Genomic DNA, 23,194 nt, shown 5'->3' with positions numbered 1-23,194 from the left:
TGGACTGCTTACTGATACCCATTCCCCATCAGGTATAAGACCCATATGTCTTCACCGTTATTACAACTTTTTCAGCATCAGACCAGTGGCGGCGTGCGCGAGCGGCTCTGCTCTACCCTGCGACTGGCGATCAACCGGCACCATCTGCATGCTGGTCAGCAGTTGCCGTCCAGTCGTCAGCTGGCGCAGGATCTGCGTCTGTCACGTGTGACGGTGGAAGCGGCCTACGGACAGCTGGAAAGTGAAGGCTATCTGCGACGCGAGACCGGTCGCGGTACTTTTGTTGCCATCATCATCCCCACCCACTCATCATCATTTCCAGCCCGGCCTCAGCCCGTCCATTTCTCGGCGCGGGGCCAGCAGGTACTGGCAACCGGTGGCTGTCAGGATCCCCCTTTTCCCCATGCATTCGCCGCCGGTTCACCGGAGTTACGCGCTTTTCCCCATGACACGTGGCGACGCCTCGGCAGCAGCGTGCAGCGTTCACTGGGCAGCGCCGCAATGGGATATGGCGATCCCTGCGGCTACCTGCCGTTACGCAGCGCACTCGCGGATTATCTGGCGCTTTCCAGGGGCGTGGCATGCCAGCCGGAACAGGTGATCATTCTGACCAGTTCACAACAAGCACTACAGTTACTGGCTATGATGTTCGTCGATCCCGGTGATGAGGTATGGATGGAGGAGCCGGGCTATCCTGGTGCGCGTAACGCCTTTCTGGCTGCCGGCGCACAGGTGCGCGGGATTGAGGTCGATGCCGAAGGTGCCATCCCCGCCAGCGGCAGTGCAAAACTGATGTATCTGACGCCATCGCATCATTACCCTACCGGCGTGACGCTGAGCCTGACGCGACGCCTGGCGTGGCTGGACTGGGCGCAGCGCAACCGGTGCTGGCTGATCGAAGACGATTATGACAGCGAATTTCACTACGACGAACGTCCTATCCCTGCGCTACAGGGACTGGATCGCCATCAGCGGGTGATTACGCTGGGCACCTTCTCGAAGTCGCTGTTTCCCTCCCTGCGGCTGGCCTGGATGGTGGTCCCGCCCGCGCTGATTACCCCCATAGGCCAGGCACGCAGCGTGCTGGATGGACACAGCGCCCTGCTGCCGCAGGCTGTCACCGCCGCCTTTCTGCAACAGGGACATTTCGCCAGCCATCTGCGGCTGATGCGTCAGCTCTATCACAGCCGTCGCGATCTGCTGCTGACGCTAATCGCTCAGCAACTGTCGCCGTGGATCACGCCGATTGTCAGCAGCGGCGGATTACAGGTAACTGTCAGACTGCAACAGGATGAAGCGCGATTAAGCGCATTGGCGGCTCAACAGGGTTTGCTGCTGCCGCGTCTGAGTCCGCTCTATGCCGGGCCTTCGTCTCAGCAAGGCTGGATGCTGGGCTTTGCCGCACTGACGCCTGACGAGATTGTGGCGGGATGCGATACATTGCTGCGGCTGCTGCAGCGGGAGGGCTAAAACGGAGGGTTGAACGAGGTAAAGCGGATGGGCTGTAAAACAAAAAGGGCCGGCAAGCCGGCCCTTCAGAGTGCTGACGTAATAATTACGCCTGATATTTACGCATGGTCAATGTGGCGTTGGTACCGCCAAAACCAAAGCTGTTAGACATCACGGTAGTCAGCTCTTTTTCCATCGGCTCAGTGACGATGTTCATACCGGTTGCTGCCGCATCAAGCGAGGTGATGTTGATGCTTGGCGCGATAAAACCATGCTCCAGCATCAGCAGCGAGTAGATCGCTTCCTGCACGCCAGCCGCACCCAGAGAGTGGCCGGTCATCGCTTTCGTTGCTGAGATGTATGGCGTGTTATCGCCAAACACTTCACGAATCGCACCCAGCTCTTTCACATCACCCACCGGGGTAGAGGTTCCGTGACTGTTCAGATAGTCGATGGGTGTATCGACACCGTGCATCGCCATCTTCATGCAGCGCACTGCGCCTTCACCTGATGGAGCAACCATGTCTGCACCGTCTGAAGTGGCACCATAACCGACGATTTCGGCATAGATATGCGCACCACGTGCCAGCGCATGCTCCAGCTCTTCAACGACGACCATGCCACCGCCACCGGCGATAACAAAGCCGTCGCGCTCATTGTCATAAGTGCGTGACGCTTTTTCTGGCGTGTCGTTGTAACGGGTAGAGAGCGCGCCCATGGCGTCGAACTCACAGGCCATTTCCCAGCACAGCTCTTCGCCGCCGCCCGCAAAAACGATATCCTGTTTGCCAAGCTGGATCTGCTCAACGGCGTTACCGATACAGTGCGCAGAAGTGGCACAGGCGGAGCTAATCGAGTAATTTACGCCATGAATTTTGAATGGCGTTGCGAGGCAGGCAGAGACGCCAGAGGCCATCGCTTTGGTGACCACATAAGGGCCAACCGCTTTCAGGCCGCGTGGGCTGCGCATTGCGTCAGCACCAAATACCTGGAAACGTGGGGAGCCGCCGCCTGAACCCGCAATCAGACCCACTCGTGGGTTGCTCTGATACGCTTCAGCGCTGAGGCCAGAATCTTTAATCGCTTCTTCCATGGAAAGATAAGCATAGATGGACGCATCACTCATAAAGCGCACAACTTTGCGATCGATGAGGCCGGTGGTATCTAATTTAACGTTACCCCAGACGTGACTACGCATGCCGGAATCTTTCATCTCTTCAGAAAAGGTGATGCCAGAGCGTCCTTCACGCAGAGATGACAGCACCTCCTGCTGGTTATTACCAATACTGGAAACGATCCCTAAGCCAGTAATCACAGCACGTTTCATTCAATCTTCCTCATCCACTTCTTCTTAATTGGCATGCACTCTAGCGTACACTTGTACGCCGAACAAGTCCGATCAGCTATTTCCTTTTGTAAATTTGCGTCATGTCACGCAGGTCGCTAGAATCGCGCCACTGCCTGAAAAACGAGCCTTTACCGTGAAATTGACCCCGGTTGAACATGCAAAGCTAAACTGGAATGAACAGGGTACACCTGTTTCCCGAGCGTTTGGCGATGTCTATTTCTCTAATGACAACGGTCTGGAAGAGACACGCTATGTCTTCCTTGGCGGCAACGGTTTTCCCCAGCGTTTTGCTGAGCATCCGCGCGATCTGCTGATCGTGGCGGAGAGCGGTTTTGGCACCGGTCTTAATTTCCTGACGCTGTGGCAGGCGTTCGATGCGTTTCAGCGCGAACAGCCCGACGCCACTTTAAAACGTCTGCATTTCATCAGCTTTGAGAAATTTCCGTTAACCCGTGAAGATTTAACCGCAGCGCAGCAGCACTGGCCCGAACTGGCCCCCTGGGCGGAGGCGCTGCAGGCGCAGTGGCCCGCTGCCCTGCCCGGCTGTCAGCGTCTGCTGTTTGATGGCGGCCGCATCACGCTCGACCTGTGGCTGGGCGATATTAACCTGCTGATGGGCCAGCTGGATGAGAGCCTGAATCGTCAGGTAGATGCCTGGTTCCTGGATGGGTTCGCGCCCTCAAAGAACCCGGATATGTGGACGCCGGAGCTGTTCGGCATGATGGCAAAACTGGCGCGGCCGCAGGGGACCTTCGCGACCTTTACCGCCGCAGGTATTGTCCGGCGCGGTCTGCAGCAGGCGGGCTTTGCGGTCATCCGCCGCAAAGGATTTGGTCCGAAGCGCGAAATGCTATGCGGGCCGTTGCAGGATGCGCCTCCGCTGCCCGCCGCGCAGCCCTGGTATCATCGTCAGGCTGCGGAGCAGCGTGATGTGGCACTGATTGGCGGCGGCGTCGCCAGTGCCACCCTGGCGCTGGCGCTGCTGCGTCGCGGCTGGCGGGTAACGCTTTATTGCGCCGATGAGGCGCCCGCGCTGGGCGCATCCGGCAACCGTCAGGGAGCGCTCTATCCGCTGCTCAATCAGCACGACCCGGCACTTGCCACTTTTTTCCCCTCAGCCTTCAGCTTTGCGCGGCGGCTGTATGATCAATTAACCGTCACCTATGAGCATCACTGGAGCGGTGTGCTGCAGCTGGGCTGGGATGAGAAAAGCCGTAAGAAGATCGATCAGATGCTGGCGATGGACCTGCCTGAAATCATCGCCTGTGGCGTCGATGTGGCAGAAGCTGAAAAACGGGCAAATGTTGAACATGGCTGTGGCGGCATTTTCTATCCGCAAGGCGGCTGGCTCTCACCGGCAGAGCTGACCACCGCGATGCTGGCGCATGGCGAAACCCAGGGATTGCGCATTCACTGGCTGCACCGGGTGAGCGCGCTTTCCCGTGAGGATGATCACTGGATGCTGACGTTCAGCGATCGTCCGGCGGTACGTCATCCGACCGTGGTACTGGCAAACGGTCATGCGATTGCTGACTTTGCGCAAAGCGCCCCGCTGCCGACCTATCCGGTGGCCGGTCAGGTAAGCCATGTTCCCTCTACGCCCGGCCTCAACGCGCTGCAAACGGTGCTCTGTTACGACGGCTATCTGACGCCTGTCAGCCCGCAGTTTGGTACGCACTGTATCGGGGCCAGCTATCACCGTGGCGATACCGCAACCGCGTATCGGGAGGAGGATCAGCAGGAGAACCGCAGCCGCCTGCTGCATTGCCTGCCTGACAGCAGCTGGGCCGAAACGGTGGATGTCAGTGACGGAGAGGCAAGAATGGGGGTGCGCTGCGCCACCCGGGATCACCTGCCGATGGTGGGCGGCGTGCCGGATTATGCTGCTACGCTGGCGCAGTATGCTGATTTACCGGCACAGCAGGCGGCAGGCAGCGATATCGCTGACGCACCCGATCTTGCGGGCTTGTATCTGTTTGGGGCGCTGGGATCGCGCGGCCTGTGCAGTGCGCCGCTGGCGGCCGAAGTGCTGGCAGCTCAGCTGGCGGGCGAGCCGCAGCCTCTGGATGCCAGTACCCTGGCAGCACTCAATCCGAATCGTTACTGGGTGAGGAAATTACTAAAGGGAAAAGCCGTTTAGCGGACGCTAAGGGCGGTACGCCGCCCTGCACCATTACGCGGAGAGCTGGCGTGCCTGAACAAACAGGTTATCCCACATCCCGACCACTAATGCCTGATCGCGCGGCGAGAGTTCTCCGGCAGCAATGGCATTTTGCAGACTGCGGGTTACCTGAATCTGCAGCGCTTCTGGCGTATGTTCGCCCAGTTGCTCCACTTCAGCGACCGCCAGTGTCAGATGCCCGCGCAGATAACCGCTGGCGAACAGCTCATCGTCACTGGCATGCTCGACCATGTCGTCAATCAGGGCCAGAATACGCGCTTCAAATTCTGCGATCATCTCAATTCCTCTTTTAATAATGCCTTTCTGCATCACAGATCGTCCGGCCAGGGAAACTGCGATGCTGTTAATGAAGGCCTGCCATAAAATTCCGCCAGGGCGGTAATAAAACGCGCGGGACGGTCGGGAATGCCCGACGTCAGATAGCTCATGACCTGAGCATGCACTTTACGCTGGAACGCAATGCGATCCGGTTCACAATCCCCGTCGAGATTGTCACAACTCACGTTGAAGGGAAAGCCTGCCGCCGTACAAAACATCCACTCCAGCGCCTGTGGCTTCACTTCCACCGCTTCAAACTGACTCTGGGTCAGCGCATCACGGCCATCCGGACAGTACCAGTAGCCAAAATCGACCAGTTTGCGGCGCGCTTCACCGGCGATGCACCAGTGAGAGATCTCATGCAGGGCGCTGGCGTAGAAGCCGTGAGCAAAGACCACACGATTCCACGGCGATTCAGCATCAGCAGGAAGATAGATCGGTTCATCATCGCCTTTAATTAGATGGGTCTGAAATTCATCGCTGAAACAGCGATCAAACAGCGTGATCAGCTGTTCATAATGATGAGTCGGGTTCATGACGGTATCAGGTTTTAGGTTACGATTGCAGCGTGGCAAGCCAGGCCATAACGGCGCTGCCATGGCTGTCCCACAGTAATTTAATGCTCATGACGGCAGACACAATCACCACCATCGGGCGGATCAGCTTCTGTCCGCGGCTCAGCACCAGTCTTGCGCCCAGACGCGCGCCGCAGAAAGCGCCGAGCATCATGATCAGGCCGGTTCCCCACACTACTTTGCCGCCGAACATAAAGAACAGCAGGCTGCCGAGGTTCGAGGTGAAGTTGAGGACCTTGGCATGGGCGGTCGCTTTGGCAAGGTTGTAGCCGCAGAGCGTGACGAAAGCCAGCGCATAAAAAGATCCTGCGCCCGGTCCGAAAAATCCGTCATAGAATCCCACAGCCCCGCCGCCGACCAGGGCAAAGGCCAGACCATGCAGACGGCGCGCGCGATCCACTTCGCCGAGGCGCGGCATCAGCAGGAACCACAGACCGATAGCGATTAAAAACAGCGGCAGCATCTGGCGCAGGAAATCCGCCTGCAGGCGCTGAATCAGTATCGCGCCCAGCACGGAACCCAGCAGCGTCATGGCAATGTTCAGCCACTGTTCATTCAGATTGACCGCACCACGCCGGATAAAGTAGAGACTGGCGGAAAACGATCCACCGACCGATTGCAGTTTATTGGTCGCCAGCGCCTGGGCCGGAGAAAGGCCCGCCGCCAGCAACGAAGGTACCGTAAGTAATCCCCCGCCACCCGCGATTGAATCAATAAAACCGGCGAGCATGGCGATTAAAAACAGCAGCCCGACGAGCAGCGGGCTGACCACAAACCAATCCATGGAATCCCTTACAGTAGATGTTTATCCAGCAGGGCCTGACAGGCAGGCGGTAATGGCGGCGGCTCACGTTTCACCGGCGCGCCCGAGCCAGGCTGTTTCGGCAGGAACCAGCTCTGCAGCTCTGCGCCACAGCCATCACCAGCAGGCGGTGCAGGCTGATCTTCACAGCCGATACTGCCCGCCGGGCAGCGCAGGCGCACATGCATATGGGCACGGTGAGCAAACCACGGGCGCACTTTACGCAGCCAGTCACGATCGTTACCTGCATCGGCACAAAGCTGCTTTTTAATCGCCGGATTGACGAAGATCCGTGTCACATCATCATCTTTGGCGGCCAGTTTAATCAGGCTATCAATTTCTGGCTGCCAGTGACGCGCAATCACATTTTTGTCACCCGGCCCGACCAGATCGAGCGGCTGCGGCTTCAGCAGTTGCTGGGCGCTCCAGCGGGTTTTCGGCAGTTGCAGCCAGATATCGACATCCAGCCCGGTCTGATGGCTGGCGTGACCGCTGCTGAAACGTCCGCCTGCTGCCATGCCCATGTCACCAATCAGCACGTTGCCCAGTTGCAGGTTATGCACCTGCGTACTGAGCCGCTGAATAAACTGAATCAGATCGGGATGACCAAAGTAGCGCCGCTGATCCTGACGCATTACCTGATAGTGCGGTGAATTCAGCGGCAGCGCCTCGGCGCCAACAATACAGCCGTTGGCAAAGCCGCCGATTGACTGCGGTGCGCCGGTGATCGGCTGCTGGATGCGTTGCCACGGCGTCGCCGCCAGGCTGGAGGCGCTGATCAACAGCGCACTCAGGGTAAGCAGAAGAGCCTTCATGGCATCACCAGCGCGGTACGGAGCTGTTAACGTCACCGTTCTGCGCCCGCTGGCGCAGCAGATGATCCATCAGGACGATCGCCATCATCGCCTCGGCGATCGGCACTGCGCGGATCCCGACGCAGGGATCGTGGCGGCCTTTGGTGATCATCTCCACTTCTTCGCCGTCGCGGGTAATAGTTTTACCCGGCACGGTGATGCTGGAGGTTGGTTTCATCGCCAGATTGGCGCTGATGGTCTGGCCGCTGCTGATGCCGCCCAGAATGCCCCCGGCGTGGTTGCTCTGGAAACCATCGTGGCGGATCTCGTCGCGATGCTGACTGCCGCGCTGGTTAACCACCGCAAAGCCGTCGCCGATTTCAACGCCTTTAACGGCATTAATACTCATCAGCGCATGCGCCAGATCGGCATCCAGTCGGTCAAATACCGGCTCGCCCAGGCCTGGCGGCACGTGATCTGCCATGACCGTGACTTTAGCGCCAATGGAGTCGCCCTCTTTTTTCAGGCCGCGCATCAGTTCATCCAGCGCCTCCAGCTTGTCCGCATCCGGGCAGAAGAACGGATTCTCTTCCACGATGCTCCAGTCTTTCAGCTCACAGGCGATGTCACCAATCTGTGACAGATAGCCGCGCACCACGACACCGTGTTTCATCTGCAGGTATTTCTTGGCAATCGCACCGGCCGCCACGCGCATCGCGGTTTCGCGCGCCGACGAGCGTCCACCGCCACGGTAGTCGCGCTGACCATATTTCTGCTCGTAGGTGTAATCAGCATGGCCCGGACGGAAGAGATCTTTGATAGCGCCGTAATCCTGCGAACGCTGATCGGTATTTTCAATCAGCAGGCCAATCGAAGTACCGGTAGTCACACCCTCAAAGACACCGGACAAAATTTTCACCTGATCCGGCTCGCGGCGCTGCGTGGTATAGCGCGATGTGCCAGGACGGCGGCGATCAAGATCATGCTGAATATCCGCTTCGGTCAGCGGAATACCTGGCGGCACACCATCAACGATACAGCCCAGCGCAAGCCCATGGGACTCGCCAAAGGTCGTTACTCGAAAAAATTGCCCGATGCTGTTTCCGGCCATGCTGTTTCCTTCTCAGGGTTCGGCGGGCGATGCTTCGCCCCACTTTTAGTCTTTGTAAAAAGAGAAATGGTGTTTTGCGTCGACAATCTGCTGGCGCGTCAGCGTAAAGACGCCATCGCCGCCGTTGTCGAATTCCAGCCAGGTAAAGGGCACGTCGGGATACTGTTCGATCATGTGCACCATGCTGTTGCCCACTTCGCAGACCAGGACGCCCTGCTCGCTGAGATAATCTGGTGCACAGGCCAGAATGCGGCGTACCAGCTTCAGGCCGTCGCTGCCTGCCGCCAGCCCCAGCTCCGGTTCGTGGCGATATTCGTTCGGCAGATCATCCATATCTTCCGCATCAACATACGGCGGATTGGTGACGATCAGATCATATTTCAGCGGTGGCAATTCGCGGAACAGGTCAGCGCGAATCGGCGTAACCTGATGAATCAGGCCATGTTCTTCAATGTTCTGCTCGGCAACCGCCAGCGCACCGGTGGAGATATCCACCGCGTCCACTTCCGCTTCCGGGAAGGCATAGGCGCAGGCAATCGCGATGCAGCCGCTGCCGGTACACATATCCAGTATATGATGGGGTGGCGAGCTGACCAGACCGGCAAAGCGGTTCTCAATCAGTTCGCCAATCGGTGAACGCGGCACCAGCACGCGCTCATCAACAAAGAACTCGTGGCCGCAGAACCAGGCTTTATTGGTCAGATAGGCGACCGGAATGCGCTCGTTAACGCGACGAATGACGCGCTCGACGATCAGAAGACGTTCGCTGGCGGTCAGACGCGCATTGCGCATATCTTCAGGAATATCCAGCGGCAGCCAGAGTGACGGCAGGACCAGTTGAACGGCTTCGTCCCAGGGATTGTCTGTGCCATGTCCGTACCAGATTCCGGCAGCGGAAAAGCGGCTGACCGCCCAGCGCAGCATGTCCTGAATGGTGTGCAGTTCGTTCACTGCCTCATCGACGAAAATTTTGTCCACGTAGCCCTCCGCAGGCCTTTTGCTAAATCGGCCAGTAGTGTGCCATGAAGCCGGGGAGAATTCAGCGCAGCGAGGTGAAAAAGCTGACATTTAATGACGCTTAACGGTAAGGTATCGGCTCTGCTGTGTGACAGCCTTTTCTGATATGACTGACCTGCCATGAGTAAAAAAACACCACTAAGCCCGGATGACCAGGCGCTGTTTCGCCAGTTGATGACGGGTACACGCCAGTTAAAACAGGACACGTTTGTCCACAAAGCGCCGGTTAAAACCCGCCACATCCCGGTAAAACGTCTGCTTTCAGAGCAGGCGGACAACAGTCATTACTTTTCGGATGAGTTTCAGCCACTGCTCTCAACGGAAGGTGCCACCCGTTACGTGCGCGCCGATGTCAGCCATTTTGAGCTGAAAAAATTACGTCGTGGCGACTATACGCCAGAGATTTTCCTCGATCTGCACGGCTTAACGCAGCAGCAGGCCAAGCAGGAACTGGGGGCACTGATCGCCGCCTGCCGCCGTGAACATCTGTTCTGCGCCAGCGTCATGACCGGTCATGGAAAGCATATTCTGAAGCAGCAGACGCCGCTGTGGCTGGCCCAGCATCCGTGGGTGATGGCTTTTCATCAGGCACCCAAAATGTTCGGCGGTGACGCCGCATTGCTGGTTTTGATTGAGATTGAGGAGTGGCAACCGCCTGAATTGCCCTGAGAGGGGCCGGAATGATCGGCCCACAGACGTCAGATTGCTTTAGCCAGCTTTTTGGGACTGACCTGCCACAGCAGTTTACCGGCACTCGCTGCGGGATCAAATTCCACGCAGGCAATAGCGGAAGTGGCGAACATTGGCGGTGCTTCCTGCGGGCACAGTTCAGAGACTAAATACCCCACCAACGGTAAATGTGAAATCACCAGAGCCGATTTCACGCCTTCATTCGCCAGGGCCTGCAGATAGCACCCGACCATCTCCGGATCGCCGCCCGGCGTTAATTCCGGCAGAACGTCCTGGCTTTCCGGCAGGGGAAAGGCTTCACGCACGGTCGCGAGCGTTTGCTGCGCGCGTAAATAGGGACTCACCAGGACACGCTCAATGTCCGGCGTCTGGCTGTTAAGCCAGTTGGCCATCTGACGTGATTCATTGCAGCCACATAAGGTTAAAGGCCTGACTGAATCACTGGCTGCTTCCAGAGCCGCATCGCCGTGACGCATGATAAAAACTTGCATAAAGCACCGCTGTTGTTTGTCGACATCGCCCGACGCGTAGCGCCTGACTCTTCACTCTGCGAATGAACGCTGTGTTTTACCCTAATGGCTTTAGTATAGTCAACCGGTTGTTTATTAAATAAGCACTTCTCAGAATCATGCTGCGCCGCACACTCTGGCGGCGCTTTTCTAAGCCGCTGAATCGGATTGGTTATTCCATTTTCAGCAGAAATGTAAAATTTCGTCTATTTTGCAGCCGCCTGAATCAGCGCCTCACAGGGTGTGAATCGTTCGCCATGCTGCTGCGCAAGCCGGGTTAATCTGTTGACCACTTCCGCCGCGCCCAGTTTGTCCATGTAGTGGAACGGGCCGCCTAAGAAAGGCGGAAAGCCGATGCCAAACACCGCACCGATATCCCCATCGCGGGCGCAGCGAACCACCTGCTCATCAAGACAGCGAGCTGCTTCGTTCAGCATCATCATCACGCAGCGTTCAGCAATCTGCGCTTCACTCTGCCTGGCCTGCGGCGAGACTTTCAGCAACGTATACAGCGAAGCGTCCGGTTTTTTACGCTGCCAGCGCGGCTGGTCATAGCGATAAAAGCCTTTGCTGTTTTTACGTCCCTTGCGGCCATCTTTCAGCACCGCATCAAAAGCGGCTGGCGCGGCAAAGCGTTCACCATAAGCCTGATACAGGATGGGGCTGATTTTGCTGCCAACGTCGATACCGACCTCATCCAGCAGCTGAATCGGGCCGACCGGGAAACCAAACTTCACCAGCGCCCGATCAATATGGTCAATCGGCTCGCCCTCCAGCAGGCAGCGCATTGCTTCATTTATATAGGGCGTCAGGATGCGGTTAACATAGAAGCCAGGCTTGTCCGCCACCACAATCGGGGTTTTACCCTGGTTGCGCGCCAGCGCCACAATCGTCACCAGCGTCGCGGTAGAGGTATTGAGATGAGGAATCACCTCCACCAGCGGCATTTTCTCTACCGGACTGAAATAGTGCAGCCCGATGACGTTCTCAGGACGCTGGGCGCCGGCGGCGATCGCCTCAATCGGCAGCGAAGAGGTATTTGAGGCAAACAGCGTATGCGGCTGACAGTGTGCCTCCACTTCGCTGACCATCTGCTGCTTCAGGGCTAAATCTTCGAATACGGCTTCAATTATCACGTCGCGCTGTGAGAAGCCCTGATAATCGATGCCGCCCGTGATACGTGCCATCTGCTGCTGATGCTGTGCCGGAGTGAGCTGGCGCCGTTTAACCTTTTTGCTCAGCAGTTCCCAGCTGGTTTTCAGCGCATGGTTCACCCCTTCCAGGCTGATATCTTTAATGCGTACCGGCAACCCGGCGTTGATTGCAGTGACGCTGGCGATGCCGCCGCCCATCAGGCCGCCGCCGAGGATACCAACACGCTTAACGGTGCCGGGTTCCGCTTCACCGCCCCGCTCCTTTTTCATAGCCGTAGTCGCGAAAAAGATCCCGCGCAGCGCAACAGATTCTGGCGTCATCGCCAGCTCACCAAAAGCGCGTGCTTCAGCCTCATGTCCGGCCCGACTTCCCTGCTCCAGCCCGATGCGCACCACCTCAATAATCCGTTTTGCTGCCGGATAGTTACCCTGCGTTTTGGCTGCGGTCTGTCGGGTCGCCAGCGCAAACAGCGCCTGACGGCCAACCGGACCATGCAGCAGACGATCGCGCAGCGGCAGCGTTCGTCCACTAACCTTGCCCTTTTTCACCCGGGCAATGGCGGTCTCCAGCAGAATCGCCTGCGGCACCGCGTCATCGACCACGCCCAGCTTACGGGCCTGTTTCGCCCGCAGGGCTTTGCCAGTCAGAATCAGTGGCAGCGCCTGCTGCACGCCAATTAAGCGTGGCAGCCGCTGAGTGCCGCCAGAGCCTGGCAGTAAGCCGAGTTGCACTTCCGGCAAACCGAGGCGGGTTTTATCATCCAGCGAGCAGATACGGGCATCACAGGCCAGCGCCAGTTCCAGCCCGCCGCCGAGGCAGGCGCCGTGGATCGCCGCGACCACCGGGAACGGCAGCGCGTCGAGCGCAGCCATTACTTCCTGGCCCTGTTTTGCCAGCGCTTCGGCTTCCTGCGCGCTCTTACAGCGGTCAATCATGCTGATGTCTGCGCCCGCGATGAAGTTGTCCGCTTTGCCGGAAATCAGCACCAGGCCAGCCAGTTGCGGATCGCGTCGCGCTTCCGCAATGATGGCGGTGATCTGCCCGGCAAATTCCGCTTTCAGGGTGTTCATCTTCTCACCAGGGACATCGATCGTAATGATGCCGACGTGATCCAGTCGCATCTTCAGATGAAACGCATTCTGCTCCATTATTCGGCCTCCAGAATCATTGCCGCACCCAGGCCGCCTGCCGCGCAGGCCGTGACCAGTCCTAACCCGCCACCGCGACGGCGTAATTCATTCAGCGTCTGGGTGATCATGCGCGCACCCGTGGCGGCAAAAGGATGACCATAGGCGATCGATCCGCCCAGCACGTTAAAGCGCTCTTCATTCACTTCGCCTAGCGCATGTGGCCGATTCAGCACCTCACGGGCAAAGCGCTCGTCGCGAAACATGTGCAGGTTGCTCAGCGTCTGGGCAGCAAAAGCTTCATGCATATCGATCAGCGTCAGATCGGCCAGGGTTATGCCGGCGCGATCCAGTGCCAGTGGTGAAGCGTATGCCGGGCCCAGCAGCATATCCTGCTGCACACCAATGGCGGTAAAGGCGTAGCTGCGCAGATAGCCCAGCGGCCTGATGCCCAGTTCACGGGCGCGGCCCTCGCGCATCAGAATCACTGCCGCCGCGCCGTCGGTGAGAGGCGTGCTGTTGGCCGCGGTGACGCTGCCGTGCTGGCGATCAAATGCCGGACGCAGTCGGGCGTAATCCTCCGCTTTGGCGTTCATCCGCACGTTATTGTCCTGATCGATGGCGCTTTTCCACGGTGGCACAAAGGCTGCCATGACTTCCTGATTCAGTACCCCGGATTGCCAGGCCCTTGCGGCATGCTGATGGGATCGCAGCGCCAGCGCATCCTGTGCTTCGCGCGTGATGCCGTGACTCTTAGCCATCTGCTCCGCAGTGTCGCCCATGCGCAGGCCGGTCGAATACTCCGCCACTGCGGGCGGGACCGGCAGCAGATCACGCGGACGCAGACGCCGCAGGATGTGCAGTTTTTGACCGAAGCTGCGGGCTTTATTGAGATCCACCAGCGCGCGGGCCAGCGTTTTGCTGACCCCAATCGGCAACACCGACGAAGAGTCTGCGCCACCGGCGATACCGGCAGAGATGGTGCCCGCCAGCAGACTTTCTGCCACATTCGCTACCGCCTGAAAGCTGGTGGCGCAGGCACGGCTGACGCTGTAGGCATCGGTATGCACACTCAACCCGCTGCTTAATACAATTTCACGCGCAATGTTCGGCGCTTCCGGCATCTGCACCACCTGCCCAAAGACCAGTTGCTCGATCACCTCAGCCGGCAGTTCACTGCGCGCCATTAATTCGCTGACCACCATGCGTCCCAGCTCAATGGCGGGAATGCCATGGAAGCCGGTCGCCTGGCGTAAGAAAGGGGTGCGTAATCCGTGGGTTATTGCGATGCGTTCACCATCACGCGTCAGCAGCGGCTGCGCTTTGCTCATTGTTCTCACCTGTGGCTGGGACTGTGGCATCATTGCCTGAAGAGGTCTGACCTGATCAGTGTTAACCACAAGCGGGTGAGCCGCCAATATCGGAAGGGAAAAAGTGCGAAGGGAAACACGAAAATGAAAAACGCCGCAGTGACGCGGCGTAATGGGACTTAACGCAAACCGAGCTGAAAAATCATGGTTTCAGCCTGGCAGCTGAAGGTGAAATCGATATCCAGCTGCACTCCCTGATCCACTTCGCTGAAGCGCGATTCAATCAGACAGGGTTCTGATTCAACCTCGCGGGCACGTTCGGTCAGTTGCGCTAATTTCGCTTCCGCATCGGCACGCTGAGCAAACCATTCTGACCAGCTGGCGGTGCAATCGGTGTTATCCATTACCGTGCCGACATCAACACAACAACAGGCTGCGGTTTCGGTCGCACTGCATTTTTTAATGGCATCAGTCATTTCATTCTCCAGACCAGCAATTGCATAGGTTGAGCGATTTTATGGACGAAATCTTACCTGCTCGCTGAAAGATGCGCCACGCACCTGTTGCTAAGTGACGAATATCACAATAAAAATTGATCCAGAACAAACTGGAATGGTTATGCTGTCCAGAATCAGGGGCTTTTTGTTATGCAGATCGAATTTTAAGCGATCAAACCTGAAGTATTTTAAAAACAATATTGCAACATGCACACAGGTCGGACCTATACTCTCCGCACTGGTCTGATATGTGCGCTTTACATCAGTCCCTACAATCCGCCGTCCTTTGTTACGCGACGTTATAGCGTTAAATAATAATTCACATGAGGTTGTGGTCATGAACCATAAAAACCTGTTTGCAAAGTCAGCCGTGGCGGCTGCAGTGGCGCTTGTCTCTTCCCACGTTTACGCTGCTGGGTTTCAGTTAAATGAATTCTCTTCGATTGGTTTAGGTCGCGCATATTCAGGCGAAGGGGCAATGGGTGATACCGCGGCGTCTGCCAGCCGTAACCCGGCGACAATGGCGTTAATGGATCGCCCGGAATTTTCTATCGGGGCTGTCTATATTGCGCCGGATGTAAATATCAGTGGTCGCAGTCCCAGTGGCCGCAGCCTGGATGCGAATAATATTGCCCCTAATCAGTGGGTACCCAATATTCATTACGTCCAGCCCATCAACGATCAGTGGTGGATTGGCGCATCTGCAACCTCAAACTACGGCTTAGCAACAGAGTTTAATAATGGCTACACCGCTGGCGGTTACGGCGGTAAAACTGACCTGATGACCGGCAATTTAAATCTCAGCACCGCTTATCGGTTTAATGAACATTTTAGTGCAGGCATCGGTTTTGATGCGGTTTACGCTAAAGCCAAAATTGAGCGTTATGCCGGTGAGTCAGGCGCGCGTCTGGGGGTTCCGGCTGATACGCAGGTTGCCCATCTGAAAGGCGATGAGTGGGGCTACGGCTGGAATGCTGGCATCCTGTATGAAGTGGATGAAAATAACCGCTTCGGCTTTACCTATCGTTCAGAAGTGAAAGTTGATTTTGATGGCGATTACAAAAGTAATCTCTCATCCCGGCTGAATGCGGTGAATAATCCGGAAGTGTCAGGCGTACCTTTTGGCACCAACGGCACCACCGTTCCAGGCGCGTTAACGCTGAATCTGCCAGAGATGTGGGAAGTGTCGGGCTGGCATAAAGTGGCACCGCAGTGGGCGGTTCACTACAGCATGGCTTACACCAGCTGGAGCCAGTTCCAGGAGCTGAAAGCCACTGGCTCTAACGGCCAGACGCTGTTCTATAAAGATGAAAGCTTCCACGATGCCTACCGCATTGCACTGGGTACGACCTATTCCTACGACAAGAACTGGACGTTCCGTACCGGTATTGCGTTTGATGACAGCCCGGTTCCGGCCGATAAGCGCTCTATCTCCATCCCTGACCAGGATCGTTTATGGCTGAGTGCCGGTACATCCTATGCCTTTAACGATGATGCCTCGGTGGATTTAGGCATCTCTTATATGCACGGACAGAAAGTGACGGTGAAAGAAGGTCCTTATACCTTTACCTCTGAAGGTAAGGCCTGGCTCTACGGCGCGAACTTTAACTATAAGTTCTGACCGGATGTTACGATCAAAAAGGGCGACTCTGGTGAGTCGCCCTTTTTTGTGGCCGTGTATCGCTTAATGGCTCAGGGAGCATACGCCCTGCGCAAAGACGCAAAACCGCCATTCCTGGCGGCTCCGCACGGGCGATTACTCGGCGTCAATATCCTTCAGGTCATCCTGAATCGCAGCCGCGTTAGGATTATCTTCCGGCTTGAGCTTGCCGCCACGTGCCAGGAAGTCGTGACGCTGGAAGTAAGCGTTACGGATAAAGGCGTACGGATCGCTCTGCTGTTTCAGGATTGCATCAGAGTCCAGTAACTGCGCGCGGGTCTCAATCCCTTCAAGCGTCCATTTACCAATCGACATTGGCCAGGTCAGCCAGCCAAGTATCGGATAAAGCGTATCAACGTAGTCGCCGCCATCCTGACGCACCGTGAAGCTGCCGTAAGCAGGCAACTCAACGTAAGGCCCGTAGCCGACACCATAGTGACCGAGCGTGGTACCGAATCGGTGCGGCTCTTCACGCGCCAGTTCCGGATTCGCCTTACCGGCAACGTCAATGAAACCGCCCAGTCCCAGCACGCTGTTCAGGAAGAAACGGGTAAAGTGCACACCCGCATCACGCCCGTTACCGACCAGGATGGCGTTAACCATGCTGGCAGGTTCTTCCAGGTTGCCGAGGAAGTTGCTCAGGCCGGTACGTGCCGGCACCGGCACATAATCACGCCAGGCCACAGCGACCGGACGCAATACATACGGATCCAGCACGTTGTAGTTAAAGTTAAACATCGTGCGGTTAAAGCCTTCGAACGGATCGCTGCGCTGAGCAGGATCGCTATTCGCCGGCTTTGAACTGGCACAACCTACCAGAAGGACGCTGGCGACAGCCAGGCTGGTCAGGCGATAATTCATTCCAATCTCCCTGTGCGGATGAAAAAGGTCTACCCATCGTTCAGGTCACAGCCCGGTATCGTATCGACTTACCCGATGAGCATAGCTGACTTTGTGCCAGAGGCAGCAGGCAATGGCACGCATCATCCTGAACGCGGTCAGTTGATGCGTTCAGGGAAGCTGCTGATTAATCTCTACCGCGATCGGCTGATGCCCATCCCAGGGCGTCACTGCGCTCAGGCCCAGCCAGTCACCCGGCCGGGGATTGGCGCTGCCGTCGCGGGAGATACGCACCCGGACCTCGACCTGATGCTGCGCCGAAAGCAGGCGATCCGGCATCATGGCGTTGCTGTCATCCAGCGTCAGCGACAGCGGGAAGTGACTGAGCGGCATCCGCTTAACAGCCACCGGCACCGGTGAAGCACCGTCAGAAACCGAAATATACAACACTCCGTCCTGCGGTAACATTTTTTCTGCCTTAGGTGTCAGCGTCACGGTCAGTGCCAGTTGACGACTCTGTTGCCCGGCGGCACTTCTGGCCTTTTCGATGCTGCGGGCGATCATCGCGTGTCGCGAATCACCGGCCGGCAACAGACCCAGCAGGGTCTGCCATGCGTCGATAGCCTGATCATATTGCTGCTGTCCGTAAGCATTAAATGCCAGCAGGCTCAGCGTACGCAGGTTTTGCGGATCCGCTTTTAGCAATGCCTGCAGCAGCAGTGACGCCTGACGGTTATCCTGCGGGTCGGGGGATCGCGTCAGGACTTCGGCATAATCCTGTTTTAGCGCCAGATCGTTGGGAGCAAGCTGTAGCGCATGCTCAAATGCCTGGCTGGCCGTATCGGCATTATTCAGCACCATGCCGAGCCGTCCCAGCATCGTCCAGTCAGCCAGATTATCCGGTTCCGTTTGCAACGCGGTACGCAATCCGAGCTGTAAACGCGCCAGCTCCTCCATGCTCAGCGGTTTAGCGCCAGGGTCCATCAGTCGGGCACGCAGCTCAGGATACGCCTGCTGCACCTGCTTCCAGCCCGTGAGCTGTGCCAGGCCACCGGTTTTCAGGTAAGTCCCCAGCGATACCCCAATCAGCACGATCAGGCCCGGCAGCAAAATCCAGCGACCGCTGCTGTGTGATTTCATCGTCTGTGCCGGTGGAATATCCGCCAGCAGTGTCTGCTGTAACTCCCGCTCCATCAGTGGACGCTCAGCGACGACGCCCTGATCTTCATCCTGTGCCAGCTCATCTATCCGCTGATGGTAGAAGCGCTGATTAAGGCGATCGCGATCGCCTGTGCTGGCCTGTCGTTGCCGCCAGCCCGCCGCCAGAAACAGCGTACAGGCCACCAGCAGTAACAGAAAAAGGGTAATCCAAAATGCACTCATTACGGCTTCCTGTCTGACTTCAGTAGCGCATTAAGACGCTGTTGCTCATCTTCATCCAGCTCGCTGCGGGTTTTGCGCTGACGGCTGCGCAGGATAATCACCGCACCGCCCAGCAGCGCAAACAGCGCCGGACCAGCCCACAAAACCAGGGTTGAGGGCGTGACCGGTGGCGAATAGCTGACGAAATTGCCATAACGCGCCACCATATAGTCGATGATCTGCTGGCGACTCTGGCCCTGCTTCATCAGCTGATAGACTTTCAGCCGCATATCGGCGGCAATCATGGCGTTTGAGTCGGCGATGCTGTTGTTCTGACATTTCGGACAGCGCAGTGAAGCGGTCAGGTCGCGGTATTGTTCTTCCTGGGCCACCGAGTCAAATTGCAGCGTGTCGATGCCTGCCCACAGGTTGATGCTGAACAGCAGGCCGCAGAGCAGTAACAGCGTTCTCATGATCCCGCCTCCGCACTGTATTTCACCCACAAGGGTTTCACTTCCTGATCCCAGACGCGCGCATTGAGATCGCCCGCGTGGCGATAACGGATGATCCCCTTACCGTCGATCAGAAAGGTTTCCGGCGCGCCATAGACGCCGAGATCCAGTCCCAGCATGCCGTTGCCATCATAGAGGCTTAGTGCGTAGGGGTTGCCCAGCGTATTCAGCCAGTTAACCGCCTTGTGACGATCGTCTTTGTAGTTCAGCCCGACGACGCGAATGCCCTGCTCCGCCAGCGTATTCAGATACTGATGCTCGGCGCGACAGGTCGGACACCAGGTCGCCCAGACGTTCAGCAGTATCGGTTTGCCATCCGTCAGCACGCGCTGGTCGTAGGTTTTGCCTGGCTGATCGAGTGCTTCCAGCCGGAACAGCGGCACCGGCTTGCCGATCAGAGCGGATTCGAGACGGGTCGGATCGTCGCCATCGGCATTACGTGTCAGCTGCCACAGCAGCGCCGCCGCCAGCAACAGAAACAGCATCAGGGGAATAAACAGGATTTTCTTGTTCATGTCCGCTCCTCAATTCCCGCTTTTTTGCGCGAACGATAACGGGGATCAAACAGGCAGAACAGCCCACCCAGCGCCATCAGCGCGCCACCGAACCAGATCCAGCGGACAAAGGGTTTGTAGTAAATGCGCACGGCCCAGCCGCCATCCTCCAGCTCTTCACCCAGCGCCGCATAGAGATCGCGGCTGAAACCCCCATCAATCGCCGCTTCGGTCATCATGGTGCGGGCGGCCGTATAAAAGCGTTTCTCTGCCTGCAGCGTCGCTTCATGTTTGCCGTTGCGCGTGACATTGATGATGCCCATGCCGCCGCTGTAGTTAGGCCCCTGCAGATTCTGCACGCCGCGGAAGACAAAGTGATAGTGATGAATATCGATGCTATCACCCGCCTTCATCCGCACATCGCGTTCCACGCTGTACTGGGTGCTGAATGCAATACCGATCACCGTCACCCCTACCCCAAGATGGCCCAGTACCATGCCCCAGTGACTGCGCGACAGGTGACGTAAACCGGCAAAGAACGGATGACGGTGAGTGGCGCGCTCATGAAGTTCCAGCAGCGTCAGCACGATAATCCAGAGTGACATCAGCAGGCCAACCACGGTCATCGCCTCAATGCGATCCTGCAGCCACCAGGGAATGATGACGGAACAGGCCAGGGTCACGATAAGCGCCAGCGCCAGCCGCTTTGCCAGCTTCTGCGGCTCATCGCGACGCCAGCGCACCAGCGGTCCGATCCCCATCAGCAAAGCAAACGGCGCCATCAGCCAGCTGAACATAGTGTTGAAGAACGGCTCACCGACCGAAATGCTGCCCAGGCCCAGTTGCTTGTGCACCAGCGGCAACAATGTGCCGAGCAGAACCACCAGCATCGCGGCAATCAGCAGCACGTTATTACCCAGCAAAAACGATTCGCGCGACCAGGTTTCATTCTGCACCCGGCCACGTACCTGCCCGCCTTTAATCGCGTAGAGCAGGAGCGAACTGCCGATAACAATCACCAGAAACGCGAGGATAAACATCCCGCGTGCCGGATCCGAGGCGAAGGAATGCACCGACACCAGTACCCCGGATCGCACCAGGAACGTCCCCAGCAGGCTCAGCGAAAACGCGGTAATCGCCAGCAGCACGGTCCAGGCCTTAAAGGTGCCTCGCTTTTCCGTGACCGCCAGCGAGTGCATCAGGGCGGTGCCTGCCAGCCAAGGCATAAACGACGCATTTTCAACCGGGTCCCAGAACCACCAGCCGCCCCAGCCCAGCTCGTAATAGGCCCAGGCCGAGCCAAGGACAATACCAATCGTCAGAAAGACCCAGGCCGCCGTGGTCCAGGGACGCGACCAGCGCGCCCAGGCCGTATCCAGCCGTCCGGCCATCAGCGAGGCGATAGCAAAAGCAAACGCCACCGAAAAGCCGACATAACCCATATAGAGCAGCGGCGGATGGAAGATCAGGCCGATATCCTGCAGCATCGGATTCAGGTCGTGCCCGTCTATCGGAAAGTCCGGCAGCGTGCGGCCAAATGGATTCGAGGTCAGCAGGATAAACAGCAGGAAGCCGAGATTGATCATGCCCATGACCGCCAGCACGCGTGCCAGCGCATCCTGCGGCATACCGCGACTGAATATCGCCACCGCTAATGTCCAGGTGCTGAGCAGCAATACCCACAGCAGCAGCGATCCTTCATGCGCGCCCCAGGTGGCGGCGATGCGATAATAAACCGGCAGCAGGCTGTTAGAGTTTGTGACGACGTAGGCAACGGTAAAATCGTTGCTGATAAAGGCCCAGACCAGCAGCGCGAAAGCCGCCGCGATGCAGATAAACAGACCGCAGGCCAGCGGACGCGCCATCGCCATCAGGCGGGCATCCTGGCGCACTGCGCCCCACAGCGGATAGCTGCTCAGCAGCAGGGAGAGTCCCAGTGCCAGGCAGAGCAGAAAAGTACCAATCTCGGGCATCATGATGATTTATTTCCCGCCTGATACAGCGACTGCGGGCCGGTGTGATTACTCTTCATCGCGTCTTCAATCTCCGGCGGCGTATATTTCTCATCATGTTTCGCCAGGACTTCTTTGGCGATCACCTGGTTGCCCGCCGCCAGCACGCCCTGCGCGACGACGCCCTGCCCTTCACGGAACAGATCCGGCAGGATGCCTTCAAAACTGACGCTAACCACGCCGCGGGCATCATAAAGTTTGAACGACACGGCAAGCGTATTCGGATCGCGCCGGACACTGCCGGGCATCACCATGCCGCCGACGCGCAGCCGCTGACCCGCTTCGGGCTTCTCGTGCGCTTCGCCTTTGCCGTAGAGGATTTCACCTGGGGTATAGAACAGATCGATGTTTGAGCGCAGCGCATACATCACCAGCGCGGTGGCCAGGCCGAGGCCGAGCAGAATCGCCACTGCCGCATAGAGGCGGTTGCGTCGACGGGTATTCACAATGTCTCTCCTGCCGCTTCAGCCGCGGCTTTTTTAGATTTCGCTGCCCGGATGCGGCGTTCCCGCGCGTCGCGCTGGCGGATCTCAGCCAGCAGGCGGCGGCGCAGCAACAGGGTATGCAGCGTCAGCCCGACAAGCGGAATCAGCGTGCAGGCAACCGCCAGCCAGACATAGAAGGCGTAGCCCCCCATCTCAAAGAAGGCGTGCCAGGAGGAAAAGGCGGGTGTCATGCCTGCTCTCCTCGCTTCGCCACATCAATCGCCCAGGGACGATGACGTTCGGTTAACAGAATCAGGTTGCGCAGCCGCATCAGGGTCAGCGTGATAAATACCAGCAGATAACCGATGATTGCCCAGCGCAGCGGTGTTCGCATCACTGGCGCAATCGCCTGCTGGAGAATGCCCGACGAGCCCTGATGCAGGGTATTCCACCACTGCACTGAGAAGTGAATGATCGGCAGATTAACTACGCCGACCAGGATGAGAACACCCGCGGCCCGGCCTGCGGTGCGGCGGTCATCAAAAGCGTGCCAGAGCGCAATCACGCCCATATAGAGGAACAGCAGCACCAGCTCCGAAGTGAGGCGCGCATCCCAGATCCACCAGGTCCCCCACATCGGCTTACCCCATGCGGATCCGGTGACCAGCGCAATAAAGGTAAAGACCGCGCCCACCGGTGCCATGGCGGCGGAAACCAGATCGGCCATTTTCATCTGCCACACCAGACCGATAAAGGCGGCGATGGCCATCGAGGCATAAATGCCCATCGACCACATCGCGGCGGGCACATGAATGTACATGATGCGGAAACTGTCGCCCTGCTGATAGTCAGCGGGAGCAAATCCAAAGCCCCAGGCCCAGCCCAGCAGCAACGCCGCCAGTCCTGAGATGGCGAACCACGGCACCAGTCGCCCCGAAAACTGATAGAGCCGTTCGGGCCTGGCCAGCTGATGTAACGCTTTCCACATATCAAATGCTCACATTA

23 protein-coding genes are annotated in these 23,194 nt (G+C 57.7%); 4 read left to right on the top strand and 19 right to left on the bottom strand.

From position 1 onward, the window contains the following. Nucleotides 1-45 precede the first annotated feature (45 nt). Nucleotides 46-1,470, top strand: coding sequence for a PLP-dependent aminotransferase family protein (locus GVJ63_RS15325; protein ID WP_159227094.1), 1,425 nt, complete (start codon nucleotides 46-48; stop codon nucleotides 1,468-1,470). A gap of 85 nt (nucleotides 1,471-1,555) precedes the next feature. Here the strand turns inward: GVJ63_RS15325 and fabB are convergent, their stop codons facing one another. Further along, nucleotides 1,556-2,776: a beta-ketoacyl-ACP synthase I gene (gene fabB / locus GVJ63_RS15320; RefSeq protein WP_010257968.1), complete on the bottom strand. Its 1,221-nt coding sequence runs from the start codon at nucleotides 2,774-2,776 to the stop codon at nucleotides 1,556-1,558. A gap of 154 nt (nucleotides 2,777-2,930) precedes the next feature. On the opposite strand from fabB, the gene mnmC reads away from it, so the two are divergent. After that, nucleotides 2,931-4,937: a bifunctional tRNA (5-methylaminomethyl-2-thiouridine)(34)-methyltransferase MnmD/FAD-dependent 5-carboxymethylaminomethyl-2-thiouridine(34) oxidoreductase MnmC gene (gene mnmC, locus GVJ63_RS15315; protein WP_060680648.1), complete on the top strand. Its 2,007-nt coding sequence runs from the start codon at nucleotides 2,931-2,933 to the stop codon at nucleotides 4,935-4,937. 33 nt (nucleotides 4,938-4,970) lie between these two features. Here mnmC and GVJ63_RS15310 read toward each other — a convergent pair whose 3' ends face one another. From GVJ63_RS15310 to prmB, 6 genes are read right to left on the bottom strand one after another with little or no spacing between them, the layout of a single operon-like run. After that, nucleotides 4,971-5,255: a YfcL family protein gene (locus GVJ63_RS15310; RefSeq protein WP_010257960.1), complete on the bottom strand. Its 285-nt coding sequence runs from the start codon at nucleotides 5,253-5,255 to the stop codon at nucleotides 4,971-4,973. 32 nt (nucleotides 5,256-5,287) lie between these two features. After that, nucleotides 5,288-5,833, bottom strand: coding sequence for an elongation factor P hydroxylase (locus GVJ63_RS15305; RefSeq protein ID WP_159227093.1), 546 nt, complete (start codon nucleotides 5,831-5,833; stop codon nucleotides 5,288-5,290). A 19-nt stretch (nucleotides 5,834-5,852) separates the two neighbouring features. Next, the gene (locus tag GVJ63_RS15300; RefSeq protein ID WP_010257955.1) at nucleotides 5,853-6,656 is read right to left on the bottom strand and encodes a sulfite exporter TauE/SafE family protein; all 804 of its coding nucleotides are present in this window, start codon (nucleotides 6,654-6,656) and stop codon (nucleotides 5,853-5,855) included. A gap of 8 nt (nucleotides 6,657-6,664) precedes the next feature. Further along, nucleotides 6,665-7,489, bottom strand: coding sequence for a penicillin-insensitive murein endopeptidase (gene mepA / locus GVJ63_RS15295; RefSeq protein WP_010257953.1), 825 nt, complete (start codon nucleotides 7,487-7,489; stop codon nucleotides 6,665-6,667). Nucleotides 7,490-7,493: 4 nt separating this feature from the next. After that, on the bottom strand, nucleotides 7,494-8,579 hold the full coding sequence (aroC, locus tag GVJ63_RS15290) for a chorismate synthase (RefSeq protein ID WP_010257950.1): 1,086 nt from the start codon (nucleotides 8,577-8,579) through the stop codon (nucleotides 7,494-7,496). 45 nt (nucleotides 8,580-8,624) lie between these two features. Then, the gene (prmB, locus tag GVJ63_RS15285; RefSeq protein ID WP_010671438.1) at nucleotides 8,625-9,557 is read right to left on the bottom strand and encodes a 50S ribosomal protein L3 N(5)-glutamine methyltransferase; all 933 of its coding nucleotides are present in this window, start codon (nucleotides 9,555-9,557) and stop codon (nucleotides 8,625-8,627) included. Nucleotides 9,558-9,716: 159 nt separating this feature from the next. Here prmB and smrB point away from each other — a divergent pair, with 159 nt between their 5' ends. Then, on the top strand, nucleotides 9,717-10,265 hold the full coding sequence (gene smrB / locus GVJ63_RS15280; RefSeq protein ID WP_010257944.1) for an endonuclease SmrB: 549 nt from the start codon (nucleotides 9,717-9,719) through the stop codon (nucleotides 10,263-10,265). Between the two features lie 29 nt (nucleotides 10,266-10,294). Here smrB and sixA read toward each other — a convergent pair whose 3' ends face one another. The 4 genes from sixA to GVJ63_RS15260 form a co-directional block, all read right to left on the bottom strand. After that, the gene (gene sixA / locus GVJ63_RS15275; protein ID WP_010257941.1) at nucleotides 10,295-10,777 is read right to left on the bottom strand and encodes a phosphohistidine phosphatase SixA; all 483 of its coding nucleotides are present in this window, start codon (nucleotides 10,775-10,777) and stop codon (nucleotides 10,295-10,297) included. Between the two features lie 224 nt (nucleotides 10,778-11,001). Beyond that, a complete protein-coding gene (gene fadJ / locus GVJ63_RS15270; protein ID WP_159227092.1) occupies nucleotides 11,002-13,098 on the bottom strand; it encodes a fatty acid oxidation complex subunit alpha FadJ in 2,097 nt (698 codons plus the stop codon). Beyond that, nucleotides 13,098-14,408: an acetyl-CoA C-acyltransferase FadI gene (fadI, locus tag GVJ63_RS15265; RefSeq protein ID WP_033767497.1), complete on the bottom strand. Its 1,311-nt coding sequence runs from the start codon at nucleotides 14,406-14,408 to the stop codon at nucleotides 13,098-13,100. The genes fadJ and fadI overlap by 1 nt, the downstream gene beginning before the upstream one ends. A 158-nt stretch (nucleotides 14,409-14,566) precedes the next feature. Then, a complete protein-coding gene (locus GVJ63_RS15260; protein ID WP_010671435.1) occupies nucleotides 14,567-14,863 on the bottom strand; it encodes a YfcZ/YiiS family protein in 297 nt (98 codons plus the stop codon). A 358-nt stretch (nucleotides 14,864-15,221) separates the two neighbouring features. On the opposite strand from GVJ63_RS15260, the gene fadL reads away from it, so the two are divergent. Next, nucleotides 15,222-16,505, top strand: coding sequence for a long-chain fatty acid transporter FadL (gene fadL / locus GVJ63_RS15255; protein WP_010671434.1), 1,284 nt, complete (start codon nucleotides 15,222-15,224; stop codon nucleotides 16,503-16,505). A gap of 135 nt (nucleotides 16,506-16,640) precedes the next feature. Here the strand turns inward: fadL and mlaA are convergent, their stop codons facing one another. The 8 genes from mlaA to GVJ63_RS15215 form a co-directional block, all read right to left on the bottom strand. Continuing rightward, nucleotides 16,641-17,405 (bottom strand): phospholipid-binding lipoprotein MlaA, encoded by a 765-nt coding sequence (gene mlaA, locus GVJ63_RS15250; protein WP_022625091.1) that lies wholly within the window; start codon nucleotides 17,403-17,405, stop codon nucleotides 16,641-16,643. A 150-nt stretch (nucleotides 17,406-17,555) separates the two neighbouring features. Next, nucleotides 17,556-18,767: a c-type cytochrome biogenesis protein CcmI gene (gene ccmI, locus GVJ63_RS15245; protein WP_159227091.1), complete on the bottom strand. Its 1,212-nt coding sequence runs from the start codon at nucleotides 18,765-18,767 to the stop codon at nucleotides 17,556-17,558. After that, nucleotides 18,767-19,219, bottom strand: coding sequence for a cytochrome c-type biogenesis protein (locus GVJ63_RS15240; RefSeq protein WP_031590568.1), 453 nt, complete (start codon nucleotides 19,217-19,219; stop codon nucleotides 18,767-18,769). Before GVJ63_RS15240 ends, ccmI begins: the two co-directional genes overlap by 1 nt. After that, entirely contained in the window at nucleotides 19,216-19,773 is a 558-nt protein-coding gene (locus GVJ63_RS15235) for a DsbE family thiol:disulfide interchange protein (protein WP_010257920.1), read from the bottom strand. The genes GVJ63_RS15240 and GVJ63_RS15235 overlap by 4 nt, the downstream gene beginning before the upstream one ends. Then, nucleotides 19,770-21,728, bottom strand: coding sequence for a heme lyase CcmF/NrfE family subunit (locus GVJ63_RS15230; protein ID WP_159227090.1), 1,959 nt, complete (start codon nucleotides 21,726-21,728; stop codon nucleotides 19,770-19,772). Before GVJ63_RS15230 ends, GVJ63_RS15235 begins: the two co-directional genes overlap by 4 nt. Beyond that, nucleotides 21,725-22,210, bottom strand: a complete 486-nt coding sequence (gene ccmE / locus GVJ63_RS15225) for a cytochrome c maturation protein CcmE (protein ID WP_010671430.1) — start codon at nucleotides 22,208-22,210, stop codon at nucleotides 21,725-21,727. The genes GVJ63_RS15230 and ccmE overlap by 4 nt, the downstream gene beginning before the upstream one ends. Next, on the bottom strand, nucleotides 22,207-22,440 hold the full coding sequence (gene ccmD, locus GVJ63_RS15220) for a heme exporter protein CcmD (RefSeq protein ID WP_010257916.1): 234 nt from the start codon (nucleotides 22,438-22,440) through the stop codon (nucleotides 22,207-22,209). The genes ccmE and ccmD overlap by 4 nt, the downstream gene beginning before the upstream one ends. Beyond that, nucleotides 22,437-23,177: a heme ABC transporter permease gene (locus GVJ63_RS15215; RefSeq protein WP_010257913.1), complete on the bottom strand. Its 741-nt coding sequence runs from the start codon at nucleotides 23,175-23,177 to the stop codon at nucleotides 22,437-22,439. Before GVJ63_RS15215 ends, ccmD begins: the two co-directional genes overlap by 4 nt. Nucleotides 23,178-23,194 lie beyond the last annotated feature (17 nt).

Source organism: Pantoea sp. 18059 (assembly GCF_902706165.1).
GTDB lineage: Bacteria > Pseudomonadota > Gammaproteobacteria > Enterobacterales > Enterobacteriaceae > Pantoea > Pantoea agglomerans.
Note: the sequence above shows the minus strand (reverse complement) of the source record. Positions and strands in the feature narration are given on the sequence as shown.